This is a genomic window from Agrobacterium tumefaciens (genome assembly GCF_009649785.1).
Lineage (GTDB): Bacteria > Pseudomonadota > Alphaproteobacteria > Rhizobiales > Rhizobiaceae > Agrobacterium > Agrobacterium tumefaciens.
Map to the genome: position 1 here is coordinate 23,573 of NZ_WJOK01000035.1, position 19,560 is coordinate 43,132.

Genomic DNA, 19,560 nt, shown 5'->3' on the forward strand with positions numbered 1-19,560 from the left:
CCGCCGGATAAGGTTTTAGCGGCGAATGCCGAGAGCACCGATCAGCTTGCTGTAACGGGCTTCGTCCTTCTTCTTCAGATAGTCGAGAAGCGAACGGCGGCTCGAAACCAGCGTCAGAAGGCCACGACGGGAGTGGTTGTCCTTCTTGTGGTCCTTGAAGTGACCGGTCAGGTTGTTGATCCGCTCGGTCAGAATAGCGACCTGAACTTCCGGAGAACCGGTGTCGCCTTCGTTCGTTGCATATTCCTTGATGAGGGCGGCTTTGCGCTCTGCAGTAATCGACATCGGACGATCCTTTCTATTTTAAGGAAAAATGGGACGCCTAGAGCCGGGATGTCGTCCAGCTCTGGCCATTCGGCAGCATAGGCAAAGCCCAAGCTGGCGCTGCCTATAAACTATTCCGGGTACAATTGAAAGAGGCGATTGACGCCGCCCCTCAAGGCTCGTCTCAACCGAAAACGCGCTTCGGCCGGAATTCGCCCTCGCCGATCTCGCCGATGGCAATGAGCTTGCCATGCGCAGTGGCATAGGCCTCCGGGTGATTGGCCGGCGCATCACGCCCGCGCAGCAGGATCGGATTGCCCATCTTCAGCCGGTGTGCCTGATCATCATTGATGATGAGGTGGGGAAGGGATGAAAGCGCTTCCGCCGTGTTGATCAGAAAAGCATCGAGCGCTTCAAGCCGCTCGTCGCGGTCTTCGATGGCTTCGAGCGCCGTCAAGGTTTCGAGCGGTACCATCATGTCCTCGCCGAATGGCGCGACCATGGTACGGCGCAATTGCGAAATATGACCGAAACAACCGAGATCCCGGCCCATGTCGCGCGCAAGCGCCCGCACATAGGTACCCTTGCCACATTCCACTTCGAAATGAGCGGTGTCAGCGTCGGGGCAGGCGAGCAGCGTCAGGCGGTGAATTTCCACCTCGCGCGCGGGAATCTCCACCGTTTCGCCTTCACGCGCCAGATCATAGGCCCGCTCACCGGCAATCTTGATGGCGGAAAACTGCGGCGGCGTCTGCATGATCACGCCGGTATAATTGGGCAGAATATCGCGGATCGCCTGTTCGTCCGGGCGCTGGTCGGAGGAGTTGACTACCTCGCCTTCCAGATCGTCGGTTGCGCGTTCTTCACCCCAGGTGACGGTAAACTCGTAGATTTTCCGGCCGTCCATGACGTAAGGAACGGTCTTTGTGGCGTCACCGAGGGCAATCGGCAGCATGCCGGACGCCAAGGGGTCGAGTGTTCCGGCGTGACCTGCCTTCTGGGCGTTGAACAGCCATTTGATCTTGGAAACGGCTTCGGTTGAGCCGAAATCGAGCGGCTTGTCGAGAATGAGCCAGCCCGAAATCGGGCGGCCCTTGGGTTTGCGGTTCTGCTGTTTGCGTGGTTTGGACATGCTTCAGTTCTGTTCGTCGTCTTTTTCGTTCGAAGGTCCCAGATCGCGCTGCACCTCCGGTGACCGCAGGAGTGCGTCGATCTTCTGATAGTTGTCGAAACTCGTATCGTCGCGGAAACGCAGTTCCGGCATGTACTTCATCTGCCGCAGCTGCGGGCCGAGGCGGCCGCGCATGAACTTGGCATGGCGGTTGAGCGCCGTGATGATGTCGGTATGATCCGCAACGCCAAGCGGCGTCACATAGGCGGTCGCGATCTTGAGATCGGGTGACATGCGCACTTCCGAAATGGAAATGACGGTGCCTTCGATCAGATCGTCGCGGACTTCACCGCGCTGGAGAATTTGGGTCAGTGCGGCGCGCACCTGTTCGCCAACACGCAGCATGCGTTGCGAAGGGGCCGATGATGTTGCTTTTGCCATGGGTAATGCCTCAAACGGAGCGAGCGCCGGTGAAGCCGGCGCCCGACAGAAAAGTCCTGTTTTGCGGCGAGACGCTTAGAGCGTTCTCGTGATGTGTTCGACGCGGAAGCACTCGATGGTGTCGCCGGCGCGAATGTCTTCGTAATTCTCGAAGGCCATACCGCACTCCTGACCAACAGGCACTTCGTTGACTTCGTCCTTGAAGCGCTTGAGGGTCTTGAGCTTGCCTTCGTGGATAACGACGTTGTCGCGCACCAGACGCACACCCGCACCACGTTCCACCTTGCCCTCGACGACGCGGCAACCCGCGACCTTACCGACCTTGGTGATGTTGAACACCTCGAGGATTTCGGCATTGCCGAGGAAGGTCTCGCGACGTTCCGGCGAAAGCAGACCCGACATCGCCGCCTTCACGTCATCCACCAGATCGTAGATGATGTTGTAGTAGCGGATTTCGATACCGGCGCGTTCGGACGCCGTACGTGCCTGTGCGTTGGCGCGAACGTTGAAGCCGATGATCGCGGCGTTCGATGCCTCGGCAAGCGAGATATCCGATTCCGTGATGGCACCAGCACCAGAGTGAACGACACGAGCGCGGACTTCGTCTGTGCCGAGCTTGTCGAGCGAAGCGATAATGGCTTCGACCGAACCTTGCACGTCCGCCTTGATGACCAGCGGGAATTCCTTCAATCCCGAAGTCTGCAACTGGCTCATCATCTGTTCCAGCGAGCCGCGCTGACCGGTTTGACGGGCGACAGCCTTGTCGCGAGCCAGACGCTGGCGGTATTCGGAGATCTCGCGAGCACGACCTTCGTTTTCGACAACCGCAAAACGGTCACCGGCCGACGGCGTACCGGAAAGGCCGAGGATTTCGACCGGCATGGCCGGACCGGCTTCCTTGACATGGTCGCCCTTGTCGTTGACGAGCGCGCGCACACGGCCCCACTGATCGCCGGCAACGATGATCTGGCCGGGCTTCAGTGTACCCTTCTGCACGAGAACGGTCGCGACGGCACCACGTCCACGGTCCAGCTCGGCTTCGATGACCGTGCCTTCCGCAGTGCGGCTTGGATCCGCCTTGAGATCGAGGATTTCTGCCTGAAGCAGGATCGCTTCGAGCAGCTTGTCGAGGTTGAGCTTGTTCTTGGCCGACACTTCGACATCAAGAACTTCACCACCCATCGATTCCACGAACACTTCGTGCTGCAGCAGCTGCTGGCGAACCTTTTCAGGGTTTGCCTCGTGCTTGTCGATCTTGTTGATCGCAACGACGATCGGAACACCGGCCGCCTTCGCATGGTTGATTGACTCGATCGTCTGCGGCATCACGCTGTCGTCGGCTGCAACAACCAGCACGGCGATGTCGGTTGCCTGCGCACCACGGGCACGCATTGCCGTAAAGGCGGCGTGGCCGGGGGTGTCGATGAAGGTGATCTTCTGACCGTTCTTTTCGACCTGATAGGCGCCGATATGCTGGGTGATGCCACCGGCCTCGCCAGCAACGACATTCGCCTGACGGATAGCGTCGAGCAGCGAGGTCTTGCCGTGGTCGACGTGGCCCATGATGGTCACGACCGGCGGACGGGAAACCATCTCGCCTTCATCGTCAGCCTTGTTGAAGAGACCCTCTTCAACGTCGGATTCGGAAACGCGCTTGACCGTATGGCCGAATTCGACCGCGATCAGTTCCGCCAGATCGGCGTCGATCACGTCGCCCGGCTTCAGCATCTGGCCTTCCTTCATCAGGAACTTGATGACGTCAACGGCGCGCTCGGACATACGCTGCGACAGTTCCTGAATGGTGATGGTTTCCGGCAGGATGACTTCGCGCAGAACCTTTTCGCGGGTTTCCTGCATCTGGCTGCGACGGAATTTCTCCTGGCGGCGGCGCATGGATGCCATGGAGCGGCCACGCGGCGTACCATCTTCTTCCAGATTGGCGGCGGTCACGGTCAGCTTGCCACGACGGCGCTCTTCTTCGGTCTTCAGGCGGGCTGCAGGCTTGGCCGGAACCGGAGCCACGACCTTGCCACGAGCCGGAAGGCTGCTGCCACGACGGACTGCGCCGCGATCGTCCTCGTCGTCGCCACCGGTGCGGCGTCCACGGGGAGCGGCGGCATCGGGCGTGGCGGGAGCGGAACGGGGAGCAACAGGCTGGGGACGGGCGTCAGCGCGTGGCGCCGGCGCAGCGGCCGCAGCCGGCTTTTCGCCGGACAGATCGGATTTCGCTTCCGTAACAGGCTGGCTCGCAGCGATCTTTGCCGCAGCAGCCTCTTCGGCAGCGCGGTTTTCGGCTTCGATCTTTTCAGCGGCGATGCGTTGTTCTTCTTCCACCTTGCGGCGGGCTTCGTCTTCGGCGCGCTGCTTGGCTTCGATAACATCGCGAGCCTGCGCTTCTATCAGCGCACGGCGGCGGGCTTCCATCTCGCCTGCGGACAGGTCGTGCAGAACGTTGCCACGCGGACGGTCAGGCTGGCGCTGCTGCGGTGCGGACGAGCCGGGGCGCTGCTGCGAATGGGAAGAACCCGGACGCTGCTGTTGGTTGCTCGGCTGTTGAATGCGTTGCTGTGGGGCCTGCGGACGCGGTGCCGAAGGGGCAGGCGCTGCCGGCTTCGGCGCCGGAGCTGCCGCCACGACAGGCTGAACCGGCTTCTCGTCTTCGGGACGCAGGGGGCGGCGCTTGCGTGTTTCCACGACAACCGCGTTGGTGCGACCTCGACCCATGTCCTGCCGCACGGTGCCCTGATTCATCCCGCCCGGTTTCAGGGTAAGAGTCTTCTTGGCCGGCGCATTGAGTGTCTTGTCGTCGTTGTTGTCGGTCATTCCGTTCCCGTTCCTACGGACGAGAACCGGATGACATCCATCAGGTCTCGTCGTTCAATTGCTGCATCGGAACGCGGCGGCCGTTCATGTTTGGCAACCGCGTCATTGTACTGTCCGGGCAGCGTCGCGTTCCGCCTCAGGCTGACCGCCAAGGCGGTACTGCTTAAGCATCTTTGCGCGCTTCACTACACCCTCACCCGCCTGCCCCGCAAGCGCGCAAGCATGGATAAAAGCATTCTGGCCCATCAACTCGTCCATTTCGGCTTCGCTAAAGAGCCGGAAGGACGGAATTTCATTGCCGGCATCGCTGCCGAGCTCCCAGGCCTTGCGGGCCTGGTCCAGTTTTCGCACGCCGTCTGCCGCGGCATCGGTTGCGTGGAACACGGCAATCGCATTCCCCGAACGGACGGCGGCATCGACTTTCGTCGCGCCGCTGATGAACTGACCCGCCTTGCGCGCCATGTTCATCATTCCGGCAAGCTGCTGCGACATCAGCCGGTCGAGAAGAGCGAGAAGCTCCGGCCCGGCCTTGACGTCGCGTTTGAGTGCCCGTGCGAAGATCTTCTTCGCGATGGCTTTCTCTATCAGGGCGCGCTCCGGTTTTACCCAGCATCCGCGCCCCGGCAATTGGCGTTTCAGGTCCGGAACGACGTTGCCGTCCGGCCCTGCGACGAAGCGGATCAACTCGTCTGGAGATCCGCTCTGCCTTGTCACAATGCACATACGTCCATTGACGTTGCCTTCCAGCCGCCCGTCCTCATCGGTTTCGGGCAGCTCGTCCGGCTCATGCACCTGCGATGTCATTCCTGTTCGGCGGTATCCGCCTCCTCAGTAGCTTCCGCATCGACTTCTTCTTCGGAAGCCAGATCCTCGGCCGTGATCCAGCCTGCCAGAAGACGGGCCTGCACAACCATGTTCTCAGCTTCGACGCGCGATACGTCGAGCTTGGAGAAGATGCCTTCGAACTTCTTCGTCTCGCCGTCCTTGCGTTCGCTCCAGCCGACCAGATCGTCTGCGGCGCAACCGGCAAAGTCCTCGATGGTCTTGATACCGTCTTCACCAAGGGCGACCATCATCTGCGAGGTCAGGCCTTCGATCTGGCGCAGCTCGTCGGCAACGCCGAGTTCCTTGCGCTTGGCGTCCATTTCGGCTTCCAGGCGTTCCAGATATTCGCGGGCGCGGGTCTGGATTTCATCGGCGGTGTCATCGTCGAAGCCGTCGATCGAGGAAATTTCTCCGAGATCGACATACGCAAGTTCTTCAACCTGCGCGAAGCCTTCGGAAGCCAGAACCTGACCAACCATCTCGTCAACGTCGAGGGCGTCCATGAAGAGTGCCGTGCGCTCGTTGAATTCCTTCTGGCGACGCTCGGATTCTTCCTGCTCGGTCATGATGTCGATATCCCAGCCGGTCAGCTGCGATGCCAGACGTACGTTCTGGCCGCGGCGGCCGATGGCGAGCGAAAGCTGCTCGTCGGGAACCACAACCTCGATGCGCTCGGATTCTTCGTCCAGAACGACCTTGGCCACTTCAGCGGGCTGCAGGGCATTGACGATGAAGGATGCCGGCTCCTGGCTCCACGGAATGATGTCGATCTTTTCGCCCTGCAATTCGCCGACAACGGCCTGAACGCGCGAACCGCGCATACCGACGCAGGCGCCGACCGGATCGATCGACGAGTCGTTCGAGATGACGGCGATCTTGGCGCGGGAACCGGGGTCACGGGCAACCGACTTGATCTGGATGATGCCGTCGTAGATTTCAGGAACTTCCATGGTGAACAGCTTCACCATGAACTGCGGATGTGTACGCGACAGGAAAATCTGCGGGCCACGCTGCTCGCGGCGAACGTCGTAGACGTAAGCGCGTACACGGTCGCCATAACGCATGTTTTCCCGCGGAATCATCTCGTCGCGACGGATGATGCCTTCGCCACGGCCCAGATCGACGATGACATTGCCGTATTCGACGCGCTTGACGGTGCCGTTGACGATTTCGCCGATGCGATCCTTGAACTCGTCATACTGACGGTCGCGTTCTGCTTCGCGCACCTTCTGAACGATGACCTGCTTGGCGGACTGTGCAGCGATACGGCCGAAATCCATCGGCGGCAGCGGATCGGCGATGAAATCGCCGAGCTTGGCGTCCGGGTTGCGGTCGCGGGCAAGTTCGAGCGGAATCTGGGTCGAATAGTCTTCGGCCGTCTCTACCACTTCCAGAAGACGCTGCAGGCGGATTTCGCCGGTCTTGGAGTTGATGTCGGCGCGAATGTTGGTTTCCGAACCATAGCGCGAGCGGGCGGCTTTCTGGATAGCGTCGGCCATTGCGGCAAGCACGATTTCGCGGTCGATGACCTTTTCGCGCGCCACAGCATCGGCGATCTGCAGAAGCTCAAGCCGGTTAGCACTCACTGCCATTTTTTTGTCTCCGTAAGTCGCATAATTGCGGGGATCACCCGTTTTCCGGGCTTTTACGTTGGAATTAGTCTTCGTCTGCTTCGTTTTCGTCGTTCTGGTTTGCGGCGGCGGCCTTTGCCGCCTTGTCTGCCCGCAGCGCATCACGAATAAGGTCGTCCGTCAGAATGAGCTTCGCATCGGAAAGCGCGCTGAACGGAATGGTGACTGTCGGTTCGTCGCCATAGGCGATCTGGTCGCGTTCCAGCTTGAAGCCGTCCGCATCCACCTCGACGATCTTGCCGCGAAACCGCTTGCGGTTTTCGACCAGAATGGAGGTTTCGGCCTTCACCAGATGGCCCTGCCAACGGGTGAAATCCGACTTGCGAACCATCGGCCGGTCGATGCCGGGCGAGGAAACTTCGAGATGATACGCCTTATCGACCGGATCTTCCACATCAAGAACCGGTGAAATCGCCATTGACACGGCTTCGCAGCCCTCGACGGTCATGGTGCCGTCTTCCCGCTCGGCCATCACCTGCAGGGTCATGCCGTTCTGGTTGGAGAGCCGCACGCGCACCAGAAGATATCCCATGCCCGTCAAAACAGGCTCGATGATTTCGGCGATGCGCTGGTCGATTCCCGTTTCGGTTATCAGTCGCGGTTCATGTACGGTGTCTGCCATCTGGCCTTCCGGTCTTTAGATTTTCACCGGGCGCTCAGCCCGTGGTTTCCGGTTCGCCTAACGAAAAAGAGCGGAGCCTTGCGGCCCCACTCTTCATCAAGCGATCAAGAATTTCAAAGGTCATATAGACCCATCAGGGCAGGATTGCAAGGTTTTCGCGGGCAGGGCGCTTCAGTCACGGCTGCGGCCACATTTTCACCTTCACCGTGTCGGAAAGGGTGGCATGATTTCCGGCACTGTCTATAGTTGCCGTTTGACAAATCGCAGTTGCATCAAGTGGACTGATCGTGCCTGACCGTAAATCGCCACTCGCGCCTTTAAGGCATTTGACTTACAGACGAATCTGGATCGCGAGCCTTGCCTCGAATTTCGGCGGTCTGATCCAGGCGGTTGGCGCCGCGTGGATGATGACCTCGCTGTCGAGTTCCGAAAACATGATCGCGCTGGTACAGGCCTCCACCTCGCTGCCGATCATGATGTTTTCGCTGATTTCAGGCGCATTGGCCGATAGTTTCGACCGCCGCCGCATCATGATTTCCGCTCAGATCCTGATGCTGACGGCTTCCGTGCTGCTGACGGTTTTTGCCTGGTCCGGCTGGCTCACTCCGTGGTTGCTGCTCTTCTTCACCTTCATGATCGGCTGTGGCACGGCGCTCAACAATCCGTCCTGGCAGGCGTCCGTCGGCGAAATGGTGCCGCGTGAGGATTTGCCCGCCGCCGTGACGCTGAACAGCGTGGGCTTCAACATCACCCGCAGCGTCGGTCCTGCCATCGGCGGCATCATCGTCGCTGCCGCCGGCGCCGCGGCCGCGTTTTTCGTGAACGCGCTCAGCTATTTTGCCCTCATCTACGCGCTGGTTCGCTGGCAGCCGCCCAAATATGCCTCGACCTTGCCGCGTGAGCAGCTTCTTGCCGCCATATCGGCCGGGATGCGTTATGTGGCGATGTCGCCGAATATCGGCAAGGTTCTGGTGCGTGGCTTTCTCTTCGGCCTTTCCGCCAGCGCCATCCTGGCGCTGATGCCGATCGTTGCCCGCGATCTGGTCGAGGGTGGCCCGCTGACCTACGGCGTCATGCTGGGTGCGTTCGGTGTCGGCGCTATCGGCGGCGCGCTCGTCAGCGCCAGACTTCGCGAGGTTCTGTCCAGCGAATGGATCGTGCGTGTCGCCTTTTTGGGCTTCGCTTTCAGTTCCGGCGTGACGGCGGTCAGCACGAACGCGATCGTAACCTCGCTTGTTTTGACTATTGCCGGTGCCTGCTGGGTTCTGGCGCTTTCCCTGTTCAACACCATCGTCCAGCTTTCTGCCCCGCGCTGGGTGGTGGGCCGGGCGCTGTCGCTTTACCAGACGCTGACCTTCGGCGGCATTGCCGTCGGCAGTTGGCTGTGGGGCGAGCTGGCGGAAGATTACGGTATTTCCTATTCGCTTCTCGGTTCGTGCGTGCTGATGCTGCTGGGCGTCGTCGTCGGCCTCAAACTCGCCATGCCCGCTTTTGCTTCACTCAATCTCGATCCGCTCAACCGTTTCGTCGAGCCGCCGCTAAGGCTCGATATCAAGCCGCGCAGCGGGCCGATTGCCATTCTCATAGACTATGAAATTCATGACGAGGATCTCGGCGAATTCCTGCCGTTGATGGCCGAGCGTCGCCGCATCCGTCTGCGCGACGGCGCGCGCAACTGGAACCTGATGCGTGATCTGGAAAATCCAGATATCTGGACGGAAAGCTACCATGTACTGACCTGGGTGGAATATGTCCGCCACAACCACCGCCGCACCCAGGCGGATGCGGAAGCCTGGGACCGGCTGCTGGCCCTTCATCGCGGCAAGACACGGCCCCGCGTGCACCGGATGATCGAGCGGCAGACCATTCCGCCGACCGACGATATCTTCCACAAGCCGCATACGGACCAGCATTGAGAGACGATAAGGCTAAGTAGTGGCGATGTCATGCTCGGGACAAGCCCGTGCATGACGGAGGAGAGGTTTTCACACGTCGCCAGTAAGCTGCTATTTCAGCTTCGCTTTCAGCGTAGCATCGGGAAAGCAGGTCGGTGACAGACCGTTTTTCGCCTGCCAGTCGCCCAGTGACCGGCGTGTCTTGAAGCCGGCCAGCCCGTCCGCCTTGCCGACATCATAGCCCTTGGCGACCAGTGCCTTCTGCATGGCAAGAACGTCGGAGCGCAACATCGATCCGACATTGCCCCATTCGCCCTTGAACGGCCCAGCCCCATGGGAGATGCGGTCGGCGAGATTGCCGATGAACAGCGCGTAGAGATCGGAATTATTGTATTCCTTGATGACGTAGAAATTCGGCGTCACCACGAATTCCGGCCCGTGCCGCCCGGCCGGCACAAGCATCATGCCGTCGGCGGAGAGGTCATTGGATGGAAAGGCCTTTCCGGAAATGCGGGTGATCCCCATCTTCGCCCACGCACTCATCGGCCGGGCAAGATCCGGGCCTTCTTGGGCGCAGGAGACGTTGCCGGGTATAGACACTTCGAAGCCCCAGTCGCGATCCCTCTGCCAGCCGCGCTGAGAAAGATAGTTCGCTATGGATGCCAATGCGTCCGGCACGGAGTTCCAGATATCGCGGTGGCCGTCGCCATCGAAATCAACGGCATATTTGAGATAGCTCGACGGCATGAATTGCGGCTGACCGAGCGCGCCTGCCCAGGACCCCATCATGCGCGAGGCCGCAATATCGCCGCTTTCGACGATCTTCAGCGCATCGATCAGCTCAGTGCGGAACATCTCCTTGCGGGTCGACATATAGGCTTTCGTCGCCAGCACATCGACAACCGAATGCGGCAGTTTCGCACGGCCGAAACCGGATTCGCGGCCCCAGATCGCCACGACGACATCGCCGGGCACGCCATATTTGGCTTCGATCCTGCGAAGGGTGGCGGCATGCGTCGCGGCCAGAGAGCGGCCGGTGGCGGCAAGCCCCTGCAATCGTTTTTCGGAGAAATAAGCGCCGGGCGATGAAAATTCGGCCTGGCTCTGGCTCTGTTCCTTCGGCGGCTTCTGGCCGGGGATGACGAGATCAGGCAGACTCCAGTTGATGGAAAGGCCGCTCAGCGCAGCCTCCAGCGTCTTTTGCGAAATTCCCGCCTTGCGCGCTTCCGGCCAGATTTCCTTTTTCAGCCATGCATTGAAATCGGCATCGTACCGGGCAGCAGCGGCACCTGTCGGCGTGGATTGCGCCAGAGCGTCCGTTGCTGAAAAAACGGAAAGAATGGCGGCCAATGCCTTGAGGCTTTTCCAGGAAAAGTGGAGGCCGGTTTTCCGTCTGGAAATGCGCCAAAACAAAGAATCAAATCGGTTTCGCATTCGGTCTCCTCTTCGAGTGACGGACAGGGAAAGAAGGCGTCAGATCGTTGTGCGAGCGCGCAGCGCCGCCGTCAATGTGCCCTCGTCGAGATAGTCCAGCTCGCCGCCAACAGGCACGCCATGCGCAAGCCGGGTGATCTTGATGCCGAGATCGGCCAGGCGGTCGGTGATGTAATGGGCTGTTGCCTGTCCCTCCACCGTCGCATTGACGGCGATGATGAGCTCGCGAATACCGCCGGCGCTGACGCGATCGATCAGTCCCTTGATGTTCAGATCTTCCGGCCCGACGCCATCGAGCGGCGACAGCGTGCCTCCAAGCACATGATAGGCGGTATTCATGGCGCCTGCTCGCTCCAGCGCCCACAGATCCGACACGTCTTCCACCACGATGATGACCGACTGGTCGCGTCTATCATCGGCGCAGACCGTGCAGGGATCGATGGTATCGACATTGCCGCAGCACGAGCAGATCTTCACCTTGTCATAGGCTTCACCCATCGCGTGGCCCAGCGGTCCAAGAAGCTGTTCCTTCTTCTTGATGAGATGCAGCGCCGCCCGCCGCGCCGAGCGAGGCCCAAGCCCCGGCACTTTTGCAAGCAGCTGGATCAGTTTTTCGATTTCGGGACCGGTGACTCGTTTTGCCATGAGCGCTTTCTACTGCATAAATCGGGAAACGGGAATCATGAAGCGCGAAGGGCAGTCCATGAAAATACGGGCAGTGTGCCGGGGCGAGGCGAAGGCCTTGCCGGGAAAGACGGCGAAGACGGGTATTTTCAAACATGCCGTGCAGGGCGCGGTGATGGTGGATGCGCAAGGCATCGTCAGCGACGCTGTCTGCAATCGTAAACATCACGGCGGGCCGGATCAGGCGATCTACGCCATGGGCTCCGTCGATCTCGATTTCTGGTCGCGTACGCTGGGTTTTGCGGTTGAGCCAGGATTTTTCGGCGAAAATCTGGTTCTGGAAGGTGTCGACAGCGCAAAACTGCATGTCGGCGACAGGTTTTCAGCCGAGGAAGTGGTGCTGGAAGTGACCGCCGCCCGCATTCCCTGCGCCACCCTGTCAACCCGGCTCGGCGATCCCGGCTTCGCGCCGCGTTTTCGGCAGGCGGGTCAGCCGGGCTTTTATTGCCGGGTTCTGAAAGGTGGAATGCTCAGCGCCGGTGAAGGCATTGCTTTCGAGCCCTATAAGGGAACGAAGCTGCCCATACCGGTCATTCTCAAGCGCTTCCGCCCCATGCAGCTTACCAGGGACGAACGTGCCGCATATCTCGGCACCCCGCTTGCGAGCCGGTTCCGCGCCATGCTGGAAGTCTGAATTCGTAAGAATATCAGAACGGCAGCTTCATGCCAGGCGGGATCGGCAGGCCAGCCGTGATTTCCTTGGTCTTTTCAGCGGTGATGGCCTCGGCGCGCTCCTTGGCGTCATTGTGGGCGGCGACGATCAGGTCTTCGAGAATTTCGACGTCGTCTTCCTTGAAGAGAGACGGATCGATCTTCAGGCCCAGCAGGCTGCCCTTGCCATTCAGCTTCACGGTGACGAGACCGCCGCCGGACTTGCCTTCGACTTCAAGCGCGGCGATATCCGCCTGCATCTTTTCCATCTTGGCCTGCATTTCCTTGACCTTGCCCATCATGCCCATGATGTCGCGCATGTGCCAAACTCCTGTTTTTGTTATGTATTAAAATTCGATATCGTCGCCGGGAAGGATGTCGCCCTCGCTCGATTCGGCAACCGAAGGCGGCGGGGCGATCTCGTCCGGCTCGTCCTGCTGGGTGATGCGAATGCGCACGTCGGTGATTTTTGCACCTGGAAACTGTTGAAGAATGGCTGCCACGTCAGGGTCCTGCCTCGCATCCACGAGGCGGGCGTCGCGCGCACTCCCCTCGGCTTCAACCAGCGTCGGCTGACCCTGTTCCTTGCTAAGGCTGACGATCCAGTGGATACCGGTCCACTCTTTCAGCTTCACACCAAGCTCGCCGGGGAGCGATCCGGGTGCGCCATCGCCGAGGCGCATGTCGAGCCGGCCCGGCTCCAGCCGCACCAGCCGCACGAAGTTGCGAACCTTCGCCCGCATGACGGGATCGCGATTTTTCTGGCACAGGTCGGCAATGTCCTGAAGAGAGTTGACGGGAACCTTCGGCTCCGGCCGTTCTTCGGTTTTCGGTGCCGCGACCTGCATTTCCTGCGGGCGGCTGTCAGGCACGGCGCGCAGCATGGTCGAAGGCTGCGAGCTTGCCGGCCTCTGGGCGGAAAGCTCCACAGGTCTTCCTGCGGCCACTGTCTGTCCTGAGGAATAGGCGCGCGCACCTCCGCCATTGCCGCCACCCGAAGGCGCGCCATTGGAATAGCCGCCATCGCTGTTGGAAAGTTCGAGCAGGCGTCGCGCCGCGTCTTCCGGTGCCGGAAGATTGGCGGCGTGCGAAAGGCGGATCAACACCATTTCGGCCGCACCCGCAGGACGTGAGGCATTTTCAGTTTCCGGAATACCCTTGAGCAGCATCTGCCAGATACGCGACAGCGCAGTCACGGCGATTGTCTCGGCAAATTCCGCGCCACGCACGCGTTCGATCTCGGACAGCGAGGGATCTTCCGCCGCATCCGGCACATATTTCATGCGGGTGACGAGGTGAGTGAAATCGGCAAGGTCGTTCAGCACGACGACGGGGTTGGCGCCTGCCTCGTATTGACCGTTGAATTCCGAAAGTGCCGCCGCGACATCGCCTTTGATGATGTGCTGGAAAAGATCGACGATGCGCGCCCGGTCGGCAAGACCCAGCATGCCGCGCACCGCCTCGGCTTCCACGCGTCCGCCGCCATGGGCGATCGCCTGATCGAGCAGGGAAAGACCGTCACGGGCGGAACCCTCAGCCGCGCGGGCAATCATTGAGAGCGCCTGCGGTTCGGCCTCGAAACCTTCCTTGCCGGCAATGGCAGTGAACAGGCCGACGAGATCGGCGGCGCTGATGCGGCGCAGGTCGAAGCGCTGGCACCGCGACAGCACGGTGATCGGAACCTTGCGGATTTCAGTGGTTGCGAAGATGAATTTCACATGCTCCGGCGGCTCTTCCAACGTCTTCAGAAGACCGTTGAAGGCCTGCGTCGAGAGCATGTGCACTTCGTCGATGATATAGACTTTATAGCGCGCCGAAACCGGGCGGTAACGCACCTGCTCGATGATCTCGCGAATGTCGTCAATACCGGTATGGGAGGCGGCGTCCATCTCGATCACGTCGACATGACGGCCTTCCATGATCGCCTGACAATGTTCGCCGGGGATACGCAGGTCGATGGTCGGTTTGTCGATGGTGTCGGTCTTGTAGTTCAGCGCACGGGCAAGAATACGCGCGGTGGTCGTCTTCCCCACACCGCGAACGCCGGTCAGCATATAGGCCTGCGCGATGCGGCCGGTCTCGAACGCATTCGTCAGCGTGCGGACCATCGGCTCCTGGCCGACCATCAGATCGGAAAAATCCTTCGGACGATATTTGCGTGCCAGTACCCGGTAGCCGGTCCCGCCCTGGGATTCGCTTGATGTGGTGGGTAAGGTGTCGCTCATCGCCTCGCCAGTTTATTTTGCCAGTTTGTCCTAGAGCGCCGTGCGTCCCATTGGACGCATCAGGCACGCTCTATTCCTCTAAAGTCTGCACATCATGCCGATACGCAGGGGCCGCTTTCAGGCTGAACCGGCCCGGCGAAAGCTGAGCGGAATTTAAAAAGGGTGGGAGGCTGGCACGGCGACCCGTGCCTGGCTCGTTAGGGCTGCTTCCTTCCGGACCTGACCCGGTTGGCGAGTGGCTCGTCCACCACCAACCTCCCGGGGCCACATATCGGCAATATCGAAAGCAAATGCAAGCCAAGCCTTCAAAAAACTGCTATCACAATGAAAACAAACATGGAGGACGCCTTGGAGACATTCCGGCTGGACGACAGGCTGGCGCGCGACAGTGCGCTTGTAATGCGTTTGGGACTATGCGAGCTGCGTTTGCAGAACGACAGCCGCTGGCCCTGGCTGGTGCTGGTGCCACAGAGAGGCGGCGCCAGCGAGCTGTTCGATCTTACTCCGCTCGATCAGGCCGTGCTGACGTTCGAGACCAATCTCGTCGCCTCCGCGCTGAAGGACGTTACCGGGGCCACCAAGATCAATGTCGGCGCGCTGGGCAATATCGTTCGGCAACTTCACGTCCATATTATCGCCCGCAACGAAGGCGACACCTGCTGGCCCGGCCCAATCTGGGGTCACGGGACGCCAGTGCCCTATGGCCCGGGCGAAAAGGAATCCTTGATGAAAAAAATATCCGGCGCGCTCTGATGATATCAATGACTATTTTCGAAACCACTGCTCCCCATCCCGAAGCAAGCCTGCTGACAGCCTTTTCCAAGAACGCCCTCAACCGATTCGCCGAGAAGCGGACGGAAGACTGCGTTGCCGATGCGCTGAAAGTCGATGGCACCCATATTTTTGCCTTCTCCGGCAACCGGCTTGTCCTGAAACATGACGAACAGGTCATAGATCCCCTGTTTTCCGCCTATGAGCTGGCGGAATTGCAGCCGGATTTCGACAATGCCGTTCTGCTTGGATACCGCGAAACCGGCGAACCGAGAATTGCGGTGCCGGTGGCCGTCACGGAAGACACGCTAGCGAGCCACTATAAGCTGGCCGATGCCCGCACCCTTTATCGCGACCATCTTCTCGATGAGGAATTGCTGAGCGAGGTTGCCCAGGCCGTCAGCCTTACGCACTGGAATGCGGATAACCGCTTCTGCGGACGGTGCGGCGGCACGATGGAATTGCGTATCGGCGGCTACAAGCGCATCTGCGCCGCCTGCAATCACACCATTTTTCCCCGAACCGATCCCGTTGTCATCATGATGACGATCGATATCGAGCGCGATCTTTGCCTGCTCGGACGCGGCGCGCATTTTGCGCCGGGCATGTATTCCTGCCTCGCCGGTTTCGTGGAGCCGGGCGAAACGATCGAGCAGGCCGTGCGCCGCGAGACGCATGAAGAATCCGGCGTCGAAATCGGCCGCGTGCGCTATCACGCTTCCCAGCCCTGGCCGATGCCGCACACGCTGATGATCGGCTGTTATGCCGAGGCTCTCTCGTTCGATATTTCCCGCGATGAGATCGAGCTGGAGGATTGCCGCTGGTTCACGCGGGCGGAGGTTGCCACGATGCTGGAGGCTGCTGCGGGCGAGGGCTTTTCCGCGCCTCCGGGCGGTGCCATCGCGCACCGGCTGATGCGCGACTGGGTGGAATGGACGAAATGAAGATTTGCGGCAGGCTCAGCTCTGGTTGAGCTTGCCGCGCATCGCATGGCCCTTGTAGACGCCGAGAATTCGGACCTTCTCGGAAAAGAAGCGCAGCTCGTCCAGCGCGTGCCGCACCGGCTCGTCATCCGGATGGCCTTCGATATCGGCATAGAACTGCGTTGCCACGAACCTTCCGCCGAGCTGGTAGCTTTCCAGCTTCGTCATGTTGATGCCATTCGTCGCGAAACCGCCCATTGCCTTATAAAGCGCCGCCGGAATGTTGCGGACATTGAACACGAAGGTCGTGACGATGGTTTCATCTGGTGCTTCGCCTTGGGACTGGCGTTTGGCCCAGTTCTCATCGCGCGAAAGAATTACGAAACGGGTGATGTTGTTTTCTGAATCCTCGACATTTTCAGCCATGATATCAAGGCCGTAGAGACCGGCGGCAAGACGCGGTGCAAGCGCTGCCATGCTGCGATCACCCTTTTCAGAAACCAGTCTCGCCGCTCCGGCCGTATCGCCGGCAACGACTGGCTTCCAGCCGTTGGAACGGATGATCTTGCGGCACTGGCCAAGCGCGTGGATGTGGCTGTGAACGGTGCGGATCTCGTCTTTCTTCACGCCCGGTATAACCATCAGCTGGAAGCGGATCGGCATGAAATATTCACCGATGATGTGAAGGCGTGATTCCGGCAGCAGATGATGGATATCTGCAACGCGACCGGCCAGCGTGTTCTCGATCGGGATCATGCCGAGATCGGCTTCGCCGTTTTCGACGGCATTGAAAGCATCCTCGAATGTCGGGCACGGCAAAGGCTCCATATCCGGGAACATGTCGCGGCATGCCATGTCGGAATTCGCGCCAAATTCGCCCTGAAAGGCAATGCGGTTTGTGCTCAAGGTCATGGAATTATCCATCAGAGGGTTCGGTTTGCGAGAATAGTGCGGGCTTTTTCGAGATCGTGCGGCGTATCAACGCCAAGCGGCACGGAGTGAACCATTTCGGCATCAATACGCATGCCCGCTTCCAGCGCGCGCAATTGTTCCAGCCTTTCGCGCTTCTCGAGTGGCGAAGGCTGAAGCCTCACGAACGTTTCAAGGGCGGCGCGGCGATAGGTATAAAGGCCGATGTGATGATAAAGCGGTCCGTCGCCATAGGGCGCAGTCGCGCGGGTAAAATAAAGCGCGCGCAATCGCGTCTCGGAAAGCGGGCTGCCAACCACTTTCACCACGTTCGGATTGGTCTTTTCTTCCTCGTCGGTGATCTCAACCGTCAGCGTGGCAATGTCGACGGCGGCATTTTCCAACGGGCGCAACGAGGCGCGGATCGTTTCCGCTTCGATGGTCGGAAGGTCGCCCTGAACATTGATGACATATTCGGCGTTGCCATAGGGGTCGGCCTTCTGCAGCGCCTCGAAAATGCGGTCCGAACCGGATTGGTGATCATCTCGCGTCATCATTACGTCGAAACCGGCATTTTTTACGGCTGAAAATACCTGTTCGTCATCGACTGCAACGACGATGCGCGTCGCGCCAGCTTCACGCGCCCTGAGTGCAACCTGCACAATCATCGGTTTGCCGCCAATATCCGCGAGAGGCTTGCCCGGAAGCCGTGTCGATGCCATCCGCGCCGGTATAAGGACGACAGCTTTCTCGAATTCCCGATTCTTCATCCGACACCCTTCAAATCCCAACCGAAAAGTGTCAAAACGTCACGGAGTGGGGAATATTATTCAAGTTGCGCAGGCTGTGCAAAAGCCATAGCTTTTGAATAATTTCAAGATGCCCGGTTATATGGAGCGGATGCGAGGGAGCGCATATAGATGAATTCTTATGTAAATATGGGCGTTGGGGCGTTGCTGGGCACGGTTTTCGTTCTGATGTCGGTGTCAATTGCGTCTGAGGGCATTTTTCATGCGCCCACCCCGGAAAAGGAAGGTTACGCCATCGTCGCGGAAGCGAGCGGCGGTGAGGCTGCAGGCGAACCCGCTGCAGCGGCAACCCCGATCGCGAAATTGCTCGCCAGCGCGGATGCTGCCAAGGGTGAGGCGGTCTTCAAGAAGTGTACGAGCTGTCATACCGGAGAGAGTGGTGGTGCAAACAAGGTCGGCCCCAATCTCTTCGATATCGTCAACCGGCCGATCGCCAGCCATGCGGGTTTCAGCTACTCCGCAGCAATGAAGGATTTCTCCAAGGGCGGTTCCGTGCACTGGGATTACGATCATCTCAGCTACTTCATCGAAGCTCCCAAGAAACACGTTCCCGGCACGGCCATGGGCTTTGCGGGTGTGAAGAAGGAGACGGAACGCGCCGATCTCATCGCTTATCTGCGCACGCTGTCGGCAAACCCGGCGCCGCTGCCGGATCCGGCTGCGGCTCCCGTGCCGATAAACTGACGGAATATGGTGATTTCATAAGAAAAGCCCGGCATCGCTGCCGGGCTTTTTTGATTCTATCTGTCTGATTTCTGAAAGATCAGAAACCCTTGCCGCCGCGCAATTCGGAAATGACCGTTCCGATCATGATCTTGATATCCAGCCAGACGGAAAAATTGTCGACGTAATAAAGATCGGACACGATGCGGGCACGCGCCTTGTCACTGCGATCCGTCGGGCCGCGCAAACCCCGCATCTGGGCAAGACCGGTAATGCCTGGCCGCATCCGGTGCCGCAGGTGGTAGTGGGGAACAAGTTCCTCATAAAGACGGCCGGCGGCCAGCATGCCGATCGCATGGCAGCGCGGACCCACCAGCGACATGTCGCCTTTCAAGACGTTGATGAGCTGTGGCAGCTCGTCGACATTTGTGCGGCGAAGCACGGCGCCGATCCGGGTTATCCTCGGATCGTTCTTTACCGTTTGCGCCACGCCGGTGGCATCGCCCAGTTCGGTCCGCATCGAGCGAAATTTATAGACCCTTATCTTTCGCCCGTTCATGCCCCAACGGACTTGTGAGAACAGGACCGGCCCTTTGCTATCGAGTTTGACCAGCGCCGCGACGGTCAGCAACACGGGCGCGAGTGCGACAAGGGCGATGGACGCCCCTGCAATGTCGATCGTTCTTTTAAGCACAAACTGGCTGCGCAGGAACACCGACGTGTTGGTTTCTGAAATGGAAGGTTGTGTTTCCGCCGCGTCGAAAGTGACAGCCGCAGGATAAGGGGCGCCGTAAAACACGGCATGCGATGAGCTTTTAGTACCCAGCATAATATGAAGCCCTGAAAAGTTATTTTGAAACAAGGAAATTAATTTATATG

At 59.7% G+C, this 19,560-nt stretch carries 19 protein-coding genes and 1 other RNA gene; 5 read left to right on the plus strand and 15 right to left on the minus strand.

The genetic code is table 11. The features are described from left to right. Positions 1 to 15: 15 nt before the first annotated feature. The 7 genes from rpsO to rimP all read right to left on the minus strand — a co-directional run bounded on the left by rpsO (position 16) and on the right by rimP (position 7,717). Entirely contained in the window at positions 16 to 285 is a 270-nt protein-coding gene (gene rpsO, locus GH784_RS25095) for a 30S ribosomal protein S15 (RefSeq protein ID WP_003514294.1), read from the minus strand. Between the two features lie 163 nt (positions 286 to 448). Next, positions 449 to 1,396 carry a tRNA pseudouridine(55) synthase TruB gene (truB, locus tag GH784_RS25100; RefSeq protein ID WP_065703578.1) on the minus strand — a complete coding sequence of 316 codons (948 nt, stop codon included), beginning with the start codon at positions 1,394 to 1,396 and terminating at the stop codon, positions 449 to 451. 3 nt (positions 1,397 to 1,399) lie between these two features. Next, a complete protein-coding gene (rbfA, locus tag GH784_RS25105) occupies positions 1,400 to 1,816 on the minus strand; it encodes a 30S ribosome-binding factor RbfA (protein ID WP_003507167.1) in 417 nt (138 codons plus the stop codon). Positions 1,817 to 1,891: 75 nt separating this feature from the next. Beyond that, on the minus strand, positions 1,892 to 4,639 hold the full coding sequence (infB, locus tag GH784_RS25110; RefSeq protein ID WP_003514296.1) for a translation initiation factor IF-2: 2,748 nt from the start codon (positions 4,637 to 4,639) through the stop codon (positions 1,892 to 1,894). 102 nt (positions 4,640 to 4,741) lie between these two features. Beyond that, positions 4,742 to 5,443 (minus strand): RNA-binding protein, encoded by a 702-nt coding sequence (locus GH784_RS25115; protein ID WP_003514297.1) that lies wholly within the window; start codon positions 5,441 to 5,443, stop codon positions 4,742 to 4,744. Then, positions 5,440 to 7,056, minus strand: coding sequence for a transcription termination factor NusA (gene nusA, locus GH784_RS25120; RefSeq protein ID WP_003514298.1), 1,617 nt, complete (start codon positions 7,054 to 7,056; stop codon positions 5,440 to 5,442). The genes GH784_RS25115 and nusA overlap by 4 nt, the downstream gene beginning before the upstream one ends. 64 nt (positions 7,057 to 7,120) lie before the next feature. After that, positions 7,121 to 7,717 carry a ribosome maturation factor RimP gene (rimP, locus tag GH784_RS25125; RefSeq protein ID WP_003514299.1) on the minus strand — a complete coding sequence of 199 codons (597 nt, stop codon included), beginning with the start codon at positions 7,715 to 7,717 and terminating at the stop codon, positions 7,121 to 7,123. Between the two features lie 287 nt (positions 7,718 to 8,004). Between rimP and GH784_RS25130 the strand changes: the two genes are divergently transcribed. Continuing rightward, positions 8,005 to 9,633, plus strand: a complete 1,629-nt coding sequence (locus tag GH784_RS25130) for an MFS transporter (RefSeq protein ID WP_076843882.1) — start codon at positions 8,005 to 8,007, stop codon at positions 9,631 to 9,633. Positions 9,634 to 9,723: 90 nt separating this feature from the next. On the opposite strand, the gene GH784_RS25135 is transcribed toward GH784_RS25130, so the two are convergent. Continuing rightward, entirely contained in the window at positions 9,724 to 10,962 is a 1,239-nt protein-coding gene (locus GH784_RS25135; RefSeq protein ID WP_376908882.1) for a lytic murein transglycosylase, read from the minus strand. 123 nt (positions 10,963 to 11,085) lie between these two features. Then, complete coding sequence (gene recR / locus GH784_RS25140) at positions 11,086 to 11,691, minus strand: recombination mediator RecR (protein WP_003514308.1); 606 nt, start codon at positions 11,689 to 11,691, stop codon at positions 11,086 to 11,088. Positions 11,692 to 11,728: 37 nt separating this feature from the next. On the opposite strand from recR, the gene GH784_RS25145 reads away from it, so the two are divergent. Continuing rightward, on the plus strand, positions 11,729 to 12,364 hold the full coding sequence (locus GH784_RS25145) for an MOSC domain-containing protein (RefSeq protein WP_065703580.1): 636 nt from the start codon (positions 11,729 to 11,731) through the stop codon (positions 12,362 to 12,364). A 13-nt stretch (positions 12,365 to 12,377) separates the two neighbouring features. Here GH784_RS25145 and GH784_RS25150 read toward each other — a convergent pair whose 3' ends face one another. From GH784_RS25150 to ffs, 3 genes are all read right to left on the minus strand, one after another. Beyond that, a complete protein-coding gene (locus GH784_RS25150) occupies positions 12,378 to 12,701 on the minus strand; it encodes a YbaB/EbfC family nucleoid-associated protein (protein WP_003514318.1) in 324 nt (107 codons plus the stop codon). Between the two features lie 27 nt (positions 12,702 to 12,728). Next, positions 12,729 to 14,606 carry a DNA polymerase III subunit gamma/tau gene (locus GH784_RS25155; protein WP_065703582.1) on the minus strand — a complete coding sequence of 626 codons (1,878 nt, stop codon included), beginning with the start codon at positions 14,604 to 14,606 and terminating at the stop codon, positions 12,729 to 12,731. Positions 14,607 to 14,768: 162 nt separating this feature from the next. Further along, positions 14,769 to 14,865: signal recognition particle sRNA small type (gene ffs / locus GH784_RS25160), an RNA gene on the minus strand. A gap of 65 nt (positions 14,866 to 14,930) precedes the next feature. Between ffs and GH784_RS25165 the strand changes: the two genes are divergently transcribed. Together GH784_RS25165 and nudC are read left to right on the plus strand one after the other, a co-directional pair. Further along, positions 14,931 to 15,359, plus strand: a complete 429-nt coding sequence (locus GH784_RS25165; protein WP_161986907.1) for an HIT domain-containing protein — start codon at positions 14,931 to 14,933, stop codon at positions 15,357 to 15,359. After that, positions 15,359 to 16,321 (plus strand): NAD(+) diphosphatase, encoded by a 963-nt coding sequence (nudC, locus tag GH784_RS25170; RefSeq protein ID WP_003514323.1) that lies wholly within the window; start codon positions 15,359 to 15,361, stop codon positions 16,319 to 16,321. Before GH784_RS25165 ends, nudC begins: the two co-directional genes overlap by 1 nt. Positions 16,322 to 16,336: 15 nt before the next feature. Here the strand turns inward: nudC and GH784_RS25175 are convergent, their stop codons facing one another. Both GH784_RS25175 and GH784_RS25180 read right to left on the minus strand, forming a co-directional pair. Then, a complete protein-coding gene (locus GH784_RS25175; protein ID WP_025592029.1) occupies positions 16,337 to 17,212 on the minus strand; it encodes a prephenate dehydratase in 876 nt (291 codons plus the stop codon). An 11-nt stretch (positions 17,213 to 17,223) separates the two neighbouring features. After that, the gene (locus GH784_RS25180) at positions 17,224 to 17,979 is read right to left on the minus strand and encodes a 3-deoxy-manno-octulosonate cytidylyltransferase (RefSeq protein WP_065703584.1); all 756 of its coding nucleotides are present in this window, start codon (positions 17,977 to 17,979) and stop codon (positions 17,224 to 17,226) included. A gap of 150 nt (positions 17,980 to 18,129) precedes the next feature. Here GH784_RS25180 and GH784_RS25185 point away from each other — a divergent pair, with 150 nt between their 5' ends. Beyond that, positions 18,130 to 18,702, plus strand: coding sequence for a c-type cytochrome (locus tag GH784_RS25185; protein ID WP_003514328.1), 573 nt, complete (start codon positions 18,130 to 18,132; stop codon positions 18,700 to 18,702). Between the two features lie 79 nt (positions 18,703 to 18,781). Here the strand turns inward: GH784_RS25185 and GH784_RS25190 are convergent, their stop codons facing one another. Next, the gene (locus tag GH784_RS25190) at positions 18,782 to 19,510 is read right to left on the minus strand and encodes a sugar transferase (protein WP_003514330.1); all 729 of its coding nucleotides are present in this window, start codon (positions 19,508 to 19,510) and stop codon (positions 18,782 to 18,784) included. Between the last annotated feature and the right edge of the window lie 50 nt (positions 19,511 to 19,560).